The following is a 15,513-nucleotide window of genomic DNA, read 5'->3' as shown; positions in this document are numbered from 1 at the left end:
GCGGTTCTCACACCCGGGCGCGTCGACTACGGTCGTGGCATGACCGTCGACCCGCGTTCCGCGCTCGAGCAGCTCGTCGCCGCCCTCGAGCGCCACTACGAGGCAGCGTCCGCGAGCCGCGACCCCGACCACCCCATGGTCGTCGCCGCCGCACAGGACCTCGCCGAGGCGTTCGACGACTACGACGAGGCGCTCTACGAGGCCACCGAGGTCGCGACGCCGCTGGCCATCTACGGCGACGACTTCGACGGCCACGAGGACGAGGACGGGTCCGAGGGTCGCGTCTATGCCGGCCTCGACTCCGACGAGTACGAGGACGACGACGAGGACGACGACCTCGACGATGACGACGACGATGACGACGACCTCGACGATGACGAGGACGACGACTACGAGGACGACCTCGACGACGACGACGAGGACGACGACTACGAGGACGACCTCGACGACGACGAGGACGACGAGGACGACGAGGACGACGAGGACGACGAGGACGACGAGGATCCGCGACTCGACGGGGCGCACGCGACGCGTCCCGGGTTCTCCGGCGCCTGAGGCCCACCGTCGGGCCGGACGTCGCGCGTACCGCTCGGCCCGCTGACCCGGCCGAGCGCGTCGGTCAGCCGGAGACGTCCTCGAGCGCGCCGACGATCTCGGCGGGCAGCACGAGGTCGAGGCTGGCCAGCGCCGTGCGCAGCTGGCTCGCCGTGCGCGCGCCGACGACCGGAGCCGCGACGGCCGGACGGTCCCGCACCCAGGCGAGGGCCACCTCGGCAGCGGACGTGCCCAGGCCCCGGGCCGCCATCGCGACGGCCTCCACGACCCCGGCGCTGTGCTCGTCGAGGAAGCGCTGGGCGAAGCCCGGGAAGTCGCTCGAGGCGGCGCGCGACCCGGACGGGATACCGGTGCGGTACTTGCCCGAGAGGACGCCTCGGCCCAGCGGCGACCACGGCAGCAGCCCGAACCCGAGCTGCACGGCCGCCGGCACCACCTCGGCCTCGGGCTCGCGGTGCACGAGCGAGAACTGGACCTCGTTGGCCACCAACGGGATCCGCGCCGACTCCATCAGGCTGAAGGCACGGGCCGACTGCCAGCCGGAGTAGTTGGAGACGCCGACGTACCGGGCCCGGCCGGAGACCGCCGCCCACTCCAGGGCCGAGAGGGTCTCCGAGAGCGGGACGTCGTCGGACCACGTGTGCACGAGCCACAGGTCGACGTGGTCGGTACCGAGGCGGCGCAGCGACGTGTCGAGCTGGGCCATGAGTCCGCGTCGGGAGACATCGACGCGTCGTTCACCGGAGGCGCGCGAGATGCCGGCCTTGGTGCAGACGACGAGCTCGTCGCGGGGGACGACGTCGCCGATGAGGCCGCCGAGGATCGTCTCGGCGTCGCCGCCGCCGTACCCGAAAGCGGTGTCGACGAGGTTGCCCCCGGCCTCGACGAAGGTGCGGAGGTGCTCGGCGGCGTCGTGCCGGTCGACGGCGTTGCCCCAGAGCATGGTGCCGAGCGCCAGGGGAGTGACGGTGAGACCGGACGACCCGAGACGCCTGCGCATGGAGGCACACGTTATCCGTTTCGTCCCGGTGGGCAGCGGCGACCTGCCGCCGTGACGCTGCAGAGGCGCCGCTGGGGTCGGCGTCGCGTCCGGCCCGATAGCCTCGCGTCCATGAGACTCGGCGTGAACCTCGGGTACTGGGGACGCGGAACCACCGGCGAGGACATGGTCGCCGTGGCCCGGGCGGCCGACCGCCTCGGCTACGGCAGCGCGTGGGTCGCCGAGGCGTACGGCAGCGACAGCGTCACGATGCTGTCGTGGATCGGGGCGCTGACCGAGCGCATCGACCTCGGCTCGGCGGTCATGCAGATCCCGGCGCGCACCCCGGCCATGACGGCGATGACGGCCGCGACGCTCGACACGATGTCGGGGGGCCGCTTCCGGCTCGGTCTCGGTGTTTCCGGGCCGCAGGTCAGCGAGGGGTGGCACGGCGTCCGGTTCGCGCAGCCGCTCGCCCGCACCCGCGAGTACGTCGAGGTGGTCCGGGCCGCCCTGCGCCGCGACGTCGTCGAGCACACCGGGCGCCACTACCCGCTGCCGCTGCCCGACGGTCCGGGCAAGGCCCTCAAGCTCGGCACCCGACCGCTGCGGGCCGACGTGCCGCTCTACCTGGCGGCCGTCGGGCCCCGCAACCTCGCCCTCACCGGGGAGATCGCCGACGGGTGGCTCGCCATCTTCTTCAGCCCCGAGCACGCCGGCGAGCACCTCGACGCCATCCGCAGCGCCCGACGTGGCGCGGGGCGGGGCACCCCGGAGGACCCGATGGCCGGCTTCGACGTCGTCGCCACGACGCCGGTGGTCCTGCTCGACGACGTCGAGGCGGCGGCCGCCTACGTCCGGCCCTACTGCGCCCTCTACATCGGCGGGATGGGCTCGCGCGAGCAGAACTTCTACAACCAGCTGGCCTGCCGGATGGGGTTCGAGGACGCCGCCGCGCGCATCCAGGACCTCTACCTCGACGGCCGGCACCGCGAGGCCGCCGAGGCCGTCCCCCTCGAGTTCATCGACGAGACCGCACTGCTCGGCTCGCCCCAGCGCGTGGCGCGGCGCATGCAGCGCTACGCCGACGCCGGCGTCACGACGCTTGCCGTGGCCACGAGCGGCGGGATGAGCCGTGACCAGGCCCTGGCCACGGTCGAGGTGATGGCCACCCTGGGTGGCCTCGAGGCCTCCGACGCCTGACCCGGTGACCGTCCTGCGATCGGATGTTCACCCGGACGTCGTCCTCGGAGCGTCCGGCACGCAGGGACGCCCGCTAGGGTGCACGCTTGGTGCCGAGCGGCCGGACCCGTGCGGTCCGCCGACCTGGACCGTCCCCGAACCCCGCGCAGAAGGCTGACCACGACATGGCCGACCTCAGCTACCTCGACGCCGTGATCCTCGGTGTCGTCGAGGGCCTGACCGAGTACCTCCCCGTCTCCTCCACGGCTCACCTGACGATCACCGAGAAGCTGCTCGGCCTGTCGGTCGACGACCCGGCCGTGACCGCCTACACCGCGGTCATCCAGCTCGGCGCCATCGCGGCGACGCTGCTGTACTTCTTCCGTGACATCGTCCGCTTCGTCGTCGTCTGGTTCCGGGGCCTGCTGAACGCCGAGGCGCGGCACGACCCCGACTACCGCCTCGCGTGGGCGGTCGTCATCGGCTCCATCCCGGTCGGCATCGTCGGGTTCCTCGGCCGGCACGCCATCGAGGGGACGCTGCGCAGCCTGTGGGTCATCGCTGCCGCGCTGGTGCTCTGGAGCATCGTCATGGTCGTCGCGGAGCGGGTCTACGCCCGTTACGAGGAGCGCGGACGCGTCCGCGATGAGCACTCGGTGGGCCCGGTCGACGGCCTCGTCATCGGCCTCGTCCAGTGCTTCTCGCTCATCCCCGGCGTCTCCCGGTCCGGTGCGACGATCTCGGCCGGCATCATGCGCGGCATCAACCGGGTCACGGCCACGCGCCTGTCCTTCTTCCTCGCCATCCCGGCCCTGACCGCCGCGGGCCTCTTCCAGGCCGTCCAGGAGAAGGAGGGGCTCACCGCCCTCGGTCTCGGACCGGTCGCCGTCGGCCTCGTCGTCGCCTTCGTCGTCGCGCTGGCCTCGATCGCGTGGCTGCTGCGGTTCGTCGCTACGAACACCCTCATGGCGTTCGTCTGGTACCGCGTGGCGCTCGGCCTCCTGCTGGCCGGGCTGCTCGGCGCGGGCGTCATCAGCGCCACCTGACCGGCGCCACCTGACGACCTGACGACGGCCACGGGCTGGCTCCGGGGGTTGACCCCCCCTAGAGCCAGCCCGAGCGCTTGAAGGCGCGGTAGAGCCCGAGGCACGACGCGGCCATGACGCCGAGCGCGATGAAGTAGCCGTAGTAGAACTCACCGGTGCTCGTGTGGATGCTCGCGTTCAGCTCGGGGATGTTGTCGAAGTTCATGCCGTAGATCCCGGCGATCATCGTCGGAACGGCCGCGATGGCGACCCACGCCGAGATCTTGCGCATGTCCTCGTTCTGCTGGATCCCCACCGACGCGAGGTGCGCGGACAGCACGTCCGTCAGGAGGCGGTCGTAGGACTCGACATGGTCGTTGACGAGGCGCAGGTGGTCGGCGACGTCGCGGAAGAACACCAGGATCTCGGTCTTCAGGAAGCGGCCGCGGCCGCGCTCCATGAAGGCGGCGAGGGTGTCGGCCAGGGGCTTGCTCGCCCGGCGGAACTCGAGGACCTCGCGCTTGAGGCGGTAGATGGTGTTGGCGTCGCCCTGCTGGTCCGAACCGAGCACCTCCTCCTCGATCTGGTCGAGGTCCTTCTTGATCTCGCCGTCGACGAGCACGTAGTTGTCGACGACGGAGTCCATGACGGCGTGCAGCACGGCGAGCGGACCGTACTCCAGACGCTCCGCGTCGGCCTCGAGTCGCTGTCGGACGCCGGCGAGCGGGTTGCCCTCGCCGTGGCGGACCGTGACGACGAAGTAGTCGCCGATGAAGAGCATGACCTCGCCCGTCTCGATGTCGCTCGTCGCCTCGATGTACCGCAGCGTCTTGAGCACGACGAACGTCGAGGTCTCGTACTGCTCGATCTTCGCGCGCTGGCGGCCGTTGACGGCGTCCTCGACGGCCAGGGGGTGCAGGTGCAGCTCCTCGTTGACGAAGTCGAACTCGGCGTCGGTGGGGTCCTTCAGGCCGATCCAGAGGAACCCGTCCTGGGTGAGGCGCAGCACGTCGAGCTCGTCGCTGAGGTCGCCGCAGCCCTGCCGCCGGCCGTTGCGGTAGATGGCCTTGTCCACGATCACACCCCTATGTCACCACGCCGCGCTGCGAGGTGACTGGAGGCTCGGCCCCGTCGCCGCGTCTAGGCTGGCGATCGTGCCCACCGTGATCTTCGTGCGCCACGGCCGCTCGAGCGCCAACGTCTCCGGCACGCTCGCCGGCTGGATGCCCGGCGTCTTCCTCGACGAGACCGGCGAGGCGCAGGCCGCCTCGGTCGGGGCCCGGCTCGCCGCGGCGGCCCTGCCCGTCGCCGAGGTGGTGTCCTCGCCCCTGGACCGCTGTGTCCAGACGGCCGACCTGCTGTGCGCCCCGCTGCCGGATCGGGTCCGGCGCAGCGTGCACGAGGGACTGGGGGAGTGCCGGTACGGGGCGTGGACCGGGCGGCCCTTGTCCGAGCTGGCCCGCGAGGAGCTGTGGAAGGTCGTGCAGGACCGCCCCAGCGAGGCGCGCTTCCCCGACTCCGCCCAGTATGCCGGCGAGTCGATGGCCGAGATGCAGGACCGGGCGCTGCAGGCGGTCCGTGAGACCGACGCCCGGATCCTCGAGACCCACGGCGCCGACGCGGTGTGGGTCGCCGTGTCGCACGGCGACGTCATCAAGGCCGTCCTCTCGCACGCCGCCGGCGCCCACCTCGACGACTTCCAGCGCATCAACGTCGACCCGGCCTCCGTCAGCGCGGTGCGGTACACGAGCCGCAAGCCGTTCGTCCTGCGCGTCAACGACATCGGCGGCGACCTCACCGGCCTTCGCCCGCCGCAGCGTCCGGCCGCCGACGAGGGCGACGCCGTCGTCGGCGGGGGCGCGGGAACGCCGGACGTGGTCGGATAGGGTCGTTCGCATGACGGTCCAGGACTTCGACCCCGCCGACCGGTTCGTCGCCGGCACCGTCGGACCGGCGGGACAGCGGGCCTTCTACCTCCAGGCGACCGACGGTCCGCGCGTCGTCACCGTCGGTCTCGAGAAGCAGCAGGTCGCGATCCTCGCCGACCGCATCAACGACGTCCTCGACCAGCTGGCCCCCGCGGCTGCGGTCGAGCCGGGCCAGCCGGGGGGCGCCTCCGAGGACACCGAGCCGCTCCGGACGCCGTTCGACGAGGACTGGCACGTGCAGACCCTCTCCCTCGCGTGGGACGAGGACCGCCAGCGCATCGTCATCGAGTGCCACGACCACGACCCCGACGAGGTCGACGACGAGGACGACGAGCCGGTCGTGCCGCTCGGTCGCAACTCGCTGCGGGTCACCCTCGGGCCGGCCGACGCGCGCGCCTTCGCCCGCCGCAGCACCGCGCTCGTGTCCGCGGGCCGGCCGCCGTGCCCGTTCTGCGGCGGCCCCCTCGACCCCACGGGCCACATCTGCCCGCGGGCCAATGGCTACCGCCGCTGACACGCACCCCGACCGGGTCGACCTGACCGGCGAGCTCGAGGTGCTGGGCCGGGTGGCCGAGTCCTCCAACGTCGCCGTCGTCGCGCGGGTGTCGACGCTTCCCGGCGGGCACGTGGTCTACAAGCCGGTGCGCGGCGAGCGACCGCTCTGGGACTTCCCCGACGGCACGCTGGCCGGCCGGGAGGTGGCGGCGAGCGTCGTGTCCGAGCTCGGCGGCTGGCACGTCGTGCCGCCGACGGTGCTGCGCGACGGCCCGCTCGGCCCCGGCTCGGTGCAGCTGTGGATCGGCGACCCCTTCGACCCGGTCGCCGACGACGCCGTCGTCGACCTCGTGCCCGAGGGGCGGGCTCCGGCGGGCTGGCACGCGGTGTTCGACGGCGAGACGCCCGGGGGGTCCTCGGTGACCGTCGTGCACTCCGGGGCGGACGACGTGCGCTCCCTGGCCGTGCTCGACGCCGTCATCAACAACTCCGACCGCAAGGGGTCGCACTGCCTGCGTGACGCGTCGGGGCGCCTGTGGGCCATCGACCACGGGGTCACCTTCTCGCCGGTGCCCAAGCTGCGGACCGTGCTCTGGGGCTGGGCGGGCGAGCCGCTCACCGCGGGTGACCGGGAGCGGCTGGCACGCCTGTCCGCCGCGCTCGAGGAGCCGGCCGAGCGGGCCCGGCTGCTCGCGCTGCTGCCCGAGGTCGACGTCGAGGCCCTCGTGACCCGCGTCGAGCGGCTGCTGGCGCGCGGCACGCACCCGTTCCCGAGCCGCGACTGGCCCGCGGTGCCCTGGCCGCCGCTCTGAGCGACCCGAGCCGGGCGCACCCCCGTCCGGGGATCCGGATAGAGTCTCCGCTGTGAGAAGCTGGCCCCCGCCGTTCATCCCGCAGGTCCCCGGCAACGCCCCCGAGGTGAGGGTCCGCGACACGGCCACCGGCCAGCTCGTGCCCGCCGCCGCGGGGCCCGAGGCGACGATCTACGTCTGCGGCATCACGCCCTACGACGCGACGCACCTGGGCCACGCCGCCACGTACGTCACCTTCGACCTGCTCGGCCGCGTCCTGCGCGACAGCGGCCACACGGTGCGCTACGTCCAGAACATCACCGACGTCGACGACCCGCTGCTGGAGCGCGCCGAGCGCGACGGCATCGACTGGCGCGACCTCGCGACCCGGGAGATCGCCCTCTTCCGTGAGGACATGACCACCCTGGGCGTCATCCCGCCCGACGAGTACCTCGGCGCGGTCGAGAGCATCCCGACCTTCGTCGCCCCGGTCGAGCGGCTCGTCGCGAGCGGTGCCGCCTACACGGTGCCGGCGCCCGACGCGTCCCGCGAGGGCGCCACGGACGTCTACTTCGACGTCGCCCGCGACGCCCGGTTCGGCTCGGTCAGCCACCTCGACGAGGCCGGCATGCTCGAGGTCTTCGAGGAGCGCGGCGGCGACCCCGACCGCGCCGGCAAGCGCAACCGGCTCGACGCCCTGCTGTGGCGGGCCCACCGTGAGGGCGAGCCCGAGTGGGACGGCGGCAGCCTCGGGTGGGGTCGGCCCGGCTGGCACATCGAGTGCGCGTGCATCGCCATCGACCACCTCGGCGTCCCGGTCGACGTGCAGGGCGGAGGCACCGACCTCATCTTCCCGCACCACGAGATGAGCGCCGCGCACGCTCGCGCGCTGAGCGGCGCCCCGGCCTTCGCCGGCGCCTTCGTCCACCAGGGCATGGTCGGCCTCGACGGCGAGAAGATGAGCAAGAGCCGCGGCAACCTCGTGCTCGTCTCGCAGCTGCGCCGCGAGGGCGTCGACCCGATGGCGATCCGGCTGGCGCTGCTGTCGCGCCACCACCGCGAGGACTGGATGTACGACGACGCGATGCTCGTCGACGCGCAGCAGCGCCTCGAGACGTGGCGCAAGGCGTTGTCCGGCAACGGCGGTCCGGTGGCCGACCAGACCGTCGAGGACATCCGGGCGGCTCTCGCCGACGACCTCGACAGCCCGCGGGCCCTCGAGGCCGTCGACCGGTGGGCGGCGCAGGCGCTGACCCGCGGCGGCGACGACCCGGGCGCCCCCGGCGTGCTCGGGCGCGCGCTCGACGCGTTGCTGGGCGTCCGTCTCTAGGACGGACGCCGCTCAGCGGCCGCGCTGGTCGTCGTCGCGGCCGCGCAGGTAGCGCTCGAACTCGCGGGCGATCGCGTCGCCGCTCGCCTCCGGAAGCTCGGCGGTGTCCTGGGCCTCCTCGAGCGACTGCACGTACTCGGCGACCTCCTCGTCGGACTGCGCGAGCTCGTCGACGCCCCGCTCCCACGCGCGGGCGCTCTCCTCGAGCTCGTCGTGCGGCACCGTGACGCCGAGCAGCGACTCGACGCGGTGCACGAGGCTCAGCGTCGCCTTGGGGGAGGGCGGACCCCCCGCGTAGTGCGGGACGGCGGCCCAGGCCGACACCGTCGGGATGCCGGTGTCGCTGGCCGTGGCGCTGACGACGCCGACGATGCCCGTCGGGCCCTCGTAGCGGCTGGCCTCGACGTCGAACCGGTGCATGGCCGCCTCGTCCTCGGCGGTGGCGGTGACGGGGATCGGGCGCGTGTGCGGCACGTCGGCGAGCAGGGCACCGAGCGTGACGATCGTCGTGACGCCGAGCTGCTGTGCCAGCTCCAGCAGCTCGATGGTGAAGGCCCGCCAGCGCATCGAGGGCTCGATGCCCTGGACGAGCACGACGTCACGGTCGAAGCCGGTGTCGGTGGCGATGAGGATGCGGGTCGTGGGCCAGGTGAGGATCCGGCGGCCGTCCTCGAGGGCCACCCGCGGGCGGTTGACCTGGAAGTCGTAGTAGTCCTCGGGGTCGAAGGCGGCGACGAGCTCGGCGTCCCACACCTCCGAGAGGTGACGCACGGCGCTCGACGCCGCCTCGCCGGCGTCGTTCCAGCCCTCGAAGGCCGCGATGAGCACCGGGTCGTTGAGCTCCGGCACGTCCTCGAACTCCAGCACCTTGCCTCCTTCGTCGCGGCCGCACCTGCGACCACACCGCCAGCCTATGCCGTGGTGCGGACGCCGTGCCCGTACTCCGGGCGCCGACGCGCCCGTCGGCCGCGGTCCGTAGAATTCGGTCGGTCCGACGTCACGCGACCCGACCGGCACCGAGGTCGGGCCGCCGCCGAGAGGAAACCCATTGACCCAGCCGTCGACCCAGCCGCCGCAGGTGCGGCCCGACGCCACCGAGACCCTCACCGAGACGCTCCGTGAGCGGATCATGGTCCTCGACGGCGCCATGGGCACGGCGATCCAGCGCGACCGCCCCGACGAGGCGGGCTACCGGGGCGAGCGGTTCAAGGACTGGCACACCGACGTCCAGGGCAACAACGACCTCCTGTCGCTCACGGCCCCCGAGATCATCGCGTCCATCCACCGCGAGTACCTCGAGGCCGGCGCCGACATCATCGAGACGAACACCTTCAACGCCACCGCGATCTCGCTGTCCGACTACGGCATGGAGGAGCTCGCCTACGAGATCAACCACGCGTCGGCCGAGCTCGCCCGACGCGAGGCCGACGCCATGAGCGCCCGCACGCCGGGGCGTCCGCGCTGGGTGGCCGGCGCGCTCGGTCCGACGTCGCGCACCGCGTCGATCTCGCCGGACGTCAACGACCCCGGCGCGCGCAACGTCACCTTCGACGACCTCGTCACCGCCTACCTCGACGCCGCTCGTGGGCTCGTCGACGGTGGCAGCGACCTGCTCTTCGTCGAGACGATCTTCGACACCCTCAACGCGAAGGCGGCGATCTTCGCCGTCGAGCAGCTCTTCGAGGAGCGCGGCCGGCGCTGGCCCGTCGTCGTCTCCGGCACCATCACCGACGCGTCGGGGCGCACCCTGTCGGGGCAGGTGACCGAGGCGTTCTGGAACTCCGTCCGCCACGTGCGCCCGCTCGCAGTGGGGCTCAACTGCGCGCTGGGCGCCAAGGAGATGCGTCCGTACATCGCCGAGATTGCGCGGGTCGCCGACACGTTCGTGTCCTGCTACCCGAACGCCGGGCTGCCCAACGCCTTCGGCGAGTACGACGAGGCCCCCGAGGAGACGGCCGGGATCCTCGCGGAGTTCGCCGAGGCCGGTTTCGTCAACCTCGTCGGTGGCTGCTGCGGCACGACGCCCGAGCACATCGCCTCGATCGCGAAGGCCGTCGACGGCAAGACGCGCCGCGAGGTCGCCGCCCCCGGGGCGGCCATGCGCCTCAGCGGCCTCGAGCCGTTCACCATCGACGCCGACAGCCTCTTCGTCAACGTCGGCGAGCGCACGAACATCACCGGGTCGGCCCGCTTCCGCACCCTCATCAAGGACGGCGACTACGACACGGCGCTGTCGGTCGCGGCCCAGCAGGTCGAGAACGGCGCCCAGGTCATCGACGTCAACATGGACGAGGGCATGATCGACGGCGTCGCGGCGATGGAGCGCTTCCTGCGCCTCGTCGCGAGCGAGCCCGACATCAGCCGGGTGCCCGTCATGGTCGACTCGAGCAAGTGGGAGGTCATCGAGGCCGGCCTCAAGCAGGTCCAGGGCAAGGCCATCGTCAACTCGATCTCCCTCAAGGAGGGCGAGGAGCCCTTCCTCAGGCAGGCGGGCCTCGTGCGCCGCTACGGCGCGGCCGCGGTCGTCATGGCCTTCGACGAGGACGGCCAGGCCGACTCCCTCGAGCGCCGCACAGCGATCTGCGAGCGGGCGTACCGCATCCTCACCGAGCAGGTCGGCTTCCCGCCCGAGGACATCATCTTCGACCCCAACGTCTTCGCCGTGGCCACCGGCATCGACGAGCACGCCTCGTACGGAAGGGACTTCATCGAGGCGACGCGGTGGATCAAGGAGAACCTGCCCGGCGCGCGGGTGTCCGGCGGCATCTCGAACGTCTCCTTCAGCTTCCGCGGCAACAACCCCGTCCGCGAGGCGATCCACGCCGTCTTCCTCTACCACGCGATCGCGGCGGGCCTCGACATGGGCATCGTCAACGCGGGCGCCCTGGCCGTCTACGACGAGGTCGACCCCGAGCTGCGCGAGCGCATCGAGGACGTCGTGCTCAACCGTCGGCCCGACGCGGCCGAGCGGCTCCTCGAGATCGCCGAGGAGTACAACAAGACGGGCGAGGCCGCCGAGGTCAGCGAGGAGGAGTGGCGCGCCCTGCCGCTCGGCGAGCGCATCACGCACTCCCTCGTCAAGGGCATCGACGCGCACGTCGAGGCCGACACCGAGCTGCTCCGCGCCGAGATCGCCGAGCGGGGAGGGCGGCCCATCGAGGTCATCGAGGGCCCCCTCATGGACGGCATGAACGTCGTCGGCGACCTCTTCGGCGCCGGGAAGATGTTCCTGCCGCAGGTCGTCAAGAGCGCCCGCGTCATGAAGAAGGCCGTCGCCTACCTCATCCCGTTCATCGAGGAGGAGAAGGCCAAGGACCCCGAGCTGGCGAGGCAGAAGGACACCAACGGCACGATCGTCATGGCGACGGTCAAGGGCGACGTCCACGACATCGGCAAGAACATCGTCGGCGTCGTCCTGCAGTGCAACAACTACGAGGTCATCGATCTCGGCGTCATGGTGCCGGCGCAGAAGATCCTCGACGCCGCCAAGGAGCACGACGCCGACCTCATCGGGCTGTCGGGGCTCATCACGCCCTCCCTCGACGAGATGGTCGGGTTCGCGGCCGAGATGCAGCGCACCGGCATGACGATCCCGCTGCTCATCGGCGGCGCGACGACCTCGCGCGCGCACACCGCGGTCAAGGTCGACCAGCGCTACGACGGGCCGGTCGTCTGGGTCAAGGACGCGTCGCGCTCGGTGCCGGTCGCGGCCGCGCTGCTCTCCGACGAGCAGCGCCCGCGCCTCCTGGAGCAGGTCAAGGCCGACTACGACGCGCTGCGGGCCCGACACTCGGCCAAGACCGAGCGCAAGCTGCTGAGCCTCGAGGCGGCCCGCGAGCGCCGCACGCCGATCGACTGGAGCGGCTACCGGCCCCCGCACCCGCACCTGCTCCTGCAGCAGGAGAAGGACGTCTCGACGATCACCCGCTCGCGCACGGCCCCGCAGCACGTCCGCGTCCTGCGCGACTACCCGCTCGGTGAGCTGCGCCGGTACATCGACTGGTCGCCGTTCTTCTCCGCGTGGGAGCTCAAGGGCACCTACCCCGACATCCTCAACAACCCGGCGAGCGGGCAGGCCGCGCGCAAGCTGTTCGAGGACGCCCAGGCGATGCTCGACCGGATCGAGCGGGAGCGCTGGCTGACGGCCAACGGCGTCCTCGGCTTCTTCCCGGCCAACGGCGTCGGCGACGACATCGAGGTGTACGCCGACGAGAACCGCGCTGACCCGCTCGCCGTGCTGCACCACCTGCGCCAGCAGGGGGAGCACCGCTCCGGCGTGCCGAACCGGTCCCTCGCCGACTTCGTCGCACCCAAGGGCACCCGCGACTGGGTCGGCGGCTTCGCCGTCACGGCCGGACTCGGCAGCGCCGAGCGCGTCGCACAGTTCCGCGCGAGCCTCGACGACTACGACGCCATCCTGCTCGAGGCCCTCGCCGACCGGCTCGCCGAGGCCTTCGCGGAGCGGCTGCACGAGCGCGTCCGCAAGGAGTTCTGGGGCTACGCCCCCGACGAGCACCTCGACAACGCCGCCCTCATCAAGGAGCAGTACGCCGGCATCCGTCCGGCGCCGGGCTATCCGGCCTGCCCCGAGCACACCGAGAAGCAGACGCTGTGGAGCCTGCTCGACGTCGAGGCCCGTACCGGCATCTCGCTCACCGAGAGCATGGCGATGTCGCCGGGCGCGTCGGTGTCAGGCTGGTACCTCTCGCACCCGCAGTCGCAGTACTTCGTCGTCGGCCGCGTCGACCGCGACCAGGTGGCCGACTACGCCCAACGCAAGGGCTGGACCCTCGCCCAGGCCGAGCGCTGGCTCTCGGCCAACCTCGCCTACGACCCGGAGGACTGACCCCGTGACCGCCCCCGCTGCCCCCGCCCGGACGGACCGCCCGGCTCTGCCCGCGGCCGTCCTCTGGGACATGGACGGCACCCTCGTCGACACCGAGCCCTACTGGATCGAGGCCGAGCACGAGCTCGTGGCCGCCCACGGTGGGGTGTGGACCGACGAGTTCGCCCACCAGCTCGTCGGCAACGCCCTCGAGGTCTCGGCCCAGCTCATCATCGACCAGTCCGGCATCGAGCTGACGGTGCCGGAGATCATCGACGCCCTCCTGTCGCGCGTCATCGCCCAGGTGGAGCGACGCGTCCCGTGGCGACCGGGGGCCCGCGAGCTGCTGCTCGAGCTGGGGGCGCTCGGCGTGCCCAACGTCCTCGTGACGATGTCGTGGCGGTCCCTGGCCGAGACGGTCGTGCGCAACCTGCCCGACGGCGCGTTCGACGCGCTCGTCACCGGCGACGAGGTGAGCCACGGCAAGCCGCACCCGGAGCCCTACCTCGCGGCGGCGCGGCTGCTCGGGGTCGAGCCGGCCGACTGCGTCGCCATCGAGGACTCACCGGCGGGCGTGCGCTCGGCGGCGGCAGCAGGCGTGCCGACGATCGCCATCCCGCACGTCGTGCCGGTGCCGACGGTGCCAGGTGCCGTTCGTATCGACACCCTCGCCGGCGTCGGAGCCAGCGACCTCACGGGCATCGTCTCCGCGGTGCGCGTCGCGTCCTGACGCGCGGGCTGGGCGAGCTCTGGGTGGGTGACCGGAGCCGTCGCGCCGGCGGCACCTGAAAGTGCGAAACGGACTGCGGTCCCGAGGGATTGGGTGTGGACAACCCCTCCGGCCTGATTCGAACACCTGTACGATCGGGTCATATCGCAAGCAGTTATCGAGCAGGACTGGGACCTCGTCGCGTCCCTGGCTGCCGACCTGCACGACGCGCACGGCCGGCTCGTGGACGCGGTCGCGGTGGCGCTGGTGGAGGGGTCGTGGCAGGCGGCCGGGATCCGGTCGCCGGAGCACTGGCTCGTGGTCCGGGCGGGTTTATCGCGGGGGCATGCATCCGCGGTGGTGCTGATGGCGCGCCGGGCGGGTGAGCTGCCGGAGACGGCGGCGGCGTTGCGGGAGGGGCGGATCAGCCCCGACCAGGCCGCGGTCGTCGCACGGCACGCTCCGGCGGCGTTCGATGCCACGGTGGCCGAGTTCGCGCAGTCCGCGACGGTGCCGCAGCTGCAGCGGTCGGTCGCCCGGTACGACTTCATCCTCGAACCCCGAGTCTTCGACGAGGAGGGCCGGCTCCTGCCCGCCGAGCAGGACCCGGCCGCGAAGCCAGAGGTTGTCGAGCCGGCCACGTTGTCGATGGGCGTCGACGCGGATGGCCGGTTCCGGCTGCGGTACGACGCCCCGGCGGAGGTCGGCGAGCTCGTGAGGGCGGCTCTGGCCGAGGCGAAGGACCACCTGTTCCACACCGTCACCGACACGACCCACACCACCGAGGGTGACGACGCCCAGCACCAACGGGACCCGTACACCGACCCGGCCACCACGCCAGGCCCGCGGCGCATCACCTGGGCCGACGCGCTCGTGCTGCTCGCGACCCGGTCCCTCGATGCCGGCACCGAGAAGACTCCGGCGCGTCGGGCCCGGTACCGGGTGCAGGTCCACCTCGACACGACCGGCGGTTGGCTCATCGGCACCCCACGCCTGCCCCGGCACGTCGTCGACGGGCTCACCTGCGACGGCACCCTCACCCCGGTGTGGGAGACCGAGGGCTCACCGGTCAACGTCGGCCGCACCCACCGCGTCGTCCCGCACCGCACCCGGGTCCTCGTCCTGGACCGCGACCGGGGCTGCCGGTTCCCCGGCTGCTCCACCAGCTCCGGCGACTACCTCGAGGTCCACCACCTGACGCACTGGCGCGACGGCGGCCTGACCGACCTGGAGAACCTGGCCTGCCTGTGCACCTTCCACCACGACAGCCACCACCGCGGCGAGTACGCCATCACCGGCGACCCCACCACAGCGGACGGGCTCCGGTTCGACACCCGACAGGGCTGGCCCATCGGCCCACCATCGCGACCGCCGGCCGTACCCGCCGCTCCCGACCCCGACCGTCCAGAGCCCGAGCATGCGGACGACGGCCCGCGCCCTCCGACGTTGTCGGCCGTCCCCGCCGCGGGCACCGACCCTCCCGCCCGGCAGGTGCGTCCAGGACCACGTCCGCGACCGACACCCAGCCTCGGGCGCACCTACCCCGCCCCGACCGGCGGCACGCTGCACCTGCACCTCGTCGACCTCACCCCGTCACGCTCCGGCCCGCCACCGGGCTGAGTGGGGAGACGCCCTCCGGACACGGGTTCGTCGCAATGACCGAGCTGCGTCTGGATCAGAGATATGGTCCCGAT

13 protein-coding genes are annotated in these 15,513 nt (G+C 72.4%); 10 read left to right on the top strand and 3 right to left on the bottom strand.

The genetic code is table 11. The features are described 5' to 3' along the window. Positions 1-39 precede the first annotated feature (39 nt). Positions 40-555 carry a hypothetical protein gene (locus RY076_RS16295; RefSeq protein WP_323099949.1) on the top strand — a complete coding sequence of 172 codons (516 nt, stop codon included), beginning with the start codon at positions 40-42 and terminating at the stop codon, positions 553-555. A gap of 64 nt (positions 556-619) precedes the next feature. On the opposite strand, the gene RY076_RS16290 is transcribed toward RY076_RS16295, so the two are convergent. Further along, positions 620-1,555, bottom strand: coding sequence for an aldo/keto reductase (locus tag RY076_RS16290; protein ID WP_323099947.1), 936 nt, complete (start codon positions 1,553-1,555; stop codon positions 620-622). Positions 1,556-1,666: 111 nt separating this feature from the next. On the opposite strand from RY076_RS16290, the gene RY076_RS16285 reads away from it, so the two are divergent. Next, complete coding sequence (locus RY076_RS16285) at positions 1,667-2,737, top strand: LLM class F420-dependent oxidoreductase (protein WP_323099946.1); 1,071 nt, start codon at positions 1,667-1,669, stop codon at positions 2,735-2,737. A gap of 164 nt (positions 2,738-2,901) precedes the next feature. Further along, positions 2,902-3,762 (top strand): undecaprenyl-diphosphate phosphatase, encoded by an 861-nt coding sequence (locus RY076_RS16280; protein ID WP_323099944.1) that lies wholly within the window; start codon positions 2,902-2,904, stop codon positions 3,760-3,762. Between the two features lie 58 nt (positions 3,763-3,820). Here the strand turns inward: RY076_RS16280 and RY076_RS16275 are convergent, their stop codons facing one another. Then, a complete protein-coding gene (locus RY076_RS16275) occupies positions 3,821-4,822 on the bottom strand; it encodes a magnesium and cobalt transport protein CorA (protein WP_323099942.1) in 1,002 nt (333 codons plus the stop codon). 73 nt (positions 4,823-4,895) lie between these two features. On the opposite strand from RY076_RS16275, the gene RY076_RS16270 reads away from it, so the two are divergent. The 4 genes from RY076_RS16270 to mshC are packed head-to-tail and all read left to right on the top strand — an operon-like array spanning position 4,896 to position 8,285. After that, positions 4,896-5,627: an MSMEG_4193 family putative phosphomutase gene (locus RY076_RS16270; RefSeq protein ID WP_323099940.1), complete on the top strand. Its 732-nt coding sequence runs from the start codon at positions 4,896-4,898 to the stop codon at positions 5,625-5,627. A gap of 10 nt (positions 5,628-5,637) precedes the next feature. Next, on the top strand, positions 5,638-6,183 hold the full coding sequence (locus tag RY076_RS16265) for a DUF3090 domain-containing protein (RefSeq protein ID WP_323099938.1): 546 nt from the start codon (positions 5,638-5,640) through the stop codon (positions 6,181-6,183). Beyond that, complete coding sequence (locus tag RY076_RS16260; RefSeq protein ID WP_323099936.1) at positions 6,167-6,976, top strand: SCO1664 family protein; 810 nt, start codon at positions 6,167-6,169, stop codon at positions 6,974-6,976. The genes RY076_RS16265 and RY076_RS16260 overlap by 17 nt, the downstream gene beginning before the upstream one ends. A 52-nt stretch (positions 6,977-7,028) precedes the next feature. Next, the gene (mshC, locus tag RY076_RS16255; protein ID WP_323099934.1) at positions 7,029-8,285 is read left to right on the top strand and encodes a cysteine--1-D-myo-inosityl 2-amino-2-deoxy-alpha-D-glucopyranoside ligase; all 1,257 of its coding nucleotides are present in this window, start codon (positions 7,029-7,031) and stop codon (positions 8,283-8,285) included. Between the two features lie 12 nt (positions 8,286-8,297). On the opposite strand, the gene RY076_RS16250 is transcribed toward mshC, so the two are convergent. After that, positions 8,298-9,152 carry a PAC2 family protein gene (locus RY076_RS16250; RefSeq protein ID WP_323099932.1) on the bottom strand — a complete coding sequence of 285 codons (855 nt, stop codon included), beginning with the start codon at positions 9,150-9,152 and terminating at the stop codon, positions 8,298-8,300. A gap of 181 nt (positions 9,153-9,333) precedes the next feature. On the opposite strand from RY076_RS16250, the gene metH reads away from it, so the two are divergent. From metH to RY076_RS16235, 3 genes are all read left to right on the top strand, one after another. Beyond that, a complete protein-coding gene (gene metH / locus RY076_RS16245; protein ID WP_413785790.1) occupies positions 9,334-13,131 on the top strand; it encodes a methionine synthase in 3,798 nt (1,265 codons plus the stop codon). Positions 13,132-13,135: 4 nt separating this feature from the next. Beyond that, a complete protein-coding gene (locus RY076_RS16240) occupies positions 13,136-13,840 on the top strand; it encodes an HAD family hydrolase (RefSeq protein ID WP_323099930.1) in 705 nt (234 codons plus the stop codon). Between the two features lie 126 nt (positions 13,841-13,966). After that, the gene (locus tag RY076_RS16235) at positions 13,967-15,439 is read left to right on the top strand and encodes an HNH endonuclease signature motif containing protein (RefSeq protein ID WP_323100194.1); all 1,473 of its coding nucleotides are present in this window, start codon (positions 13,967-13,969) and stop codon (positions 15,437-15,439) included. Positions 15,440-15,513 lie beyond the last annotated feature (74 nt).

This window comes from Intrasporangium zincisolvens, assembly GCF_034724055.1.
In the GTDB taxonomy this organism is placed as follows: Bacteria; Actinomycetota; Actinomycetes; order Actinomycetales; family Dermatophilaceae; genus Monashia; species Monashia zincisolvens.
The sequence above is the reverse complement of the archived record's forward strand: the minus strand, read 5'-3'. Positions and strand labels throughout refer to the sequence as shown.

What these genes read in the sequence shown, in the direction of transcription:
- RY076_RS16290 (WP_323099947.1), bottom strand. Translation starts at nt 1,555, where the DNA reads ATGCGCAGGCGTCTCGGGTCGTCCGGTCTCACCGTCACTCCCCTGGCG.
- RY076_RS16280 (WP_323099944.1), top strand. Translation starts at nt 2,902, where the DNA reads ATGGCCGACCTCAGCTACCTCGACGCCGTGATCCTCGGTGTCGTCGAG.
- RY076_RS16295 (WP_323099949.1), top strand. Translation starts at nt 40, where the DNA reads ATGACCGTCGACCCGCGTTCCGCGCTCGAGCAGCTCGTCGCCGCCCTC.
- RY076_RS16265 (WP_323099938.1), top strand. Translation starts at nt 5,638, where the DNA reads ATGACGGTCCAGGACTTCGACCCCGCCGACCGGTTCGTCGCCGGCACC.
- RY076_RS16260 (WP_323099936.1), top strand. Translation starts at nt 6,167, where the DNA reads ATGGCTACCGCCGCTGACACGCACCCCGACCGGGTCGACCTGACCGGC.
- RY076_RS16285 (WP_323099946.1), top strand. Translation starts at nt 1,667, where the DNA reads ATGAGACTCGGCGTGAACCTCGGGTACTGGGGACGCGGAACCACCGGC.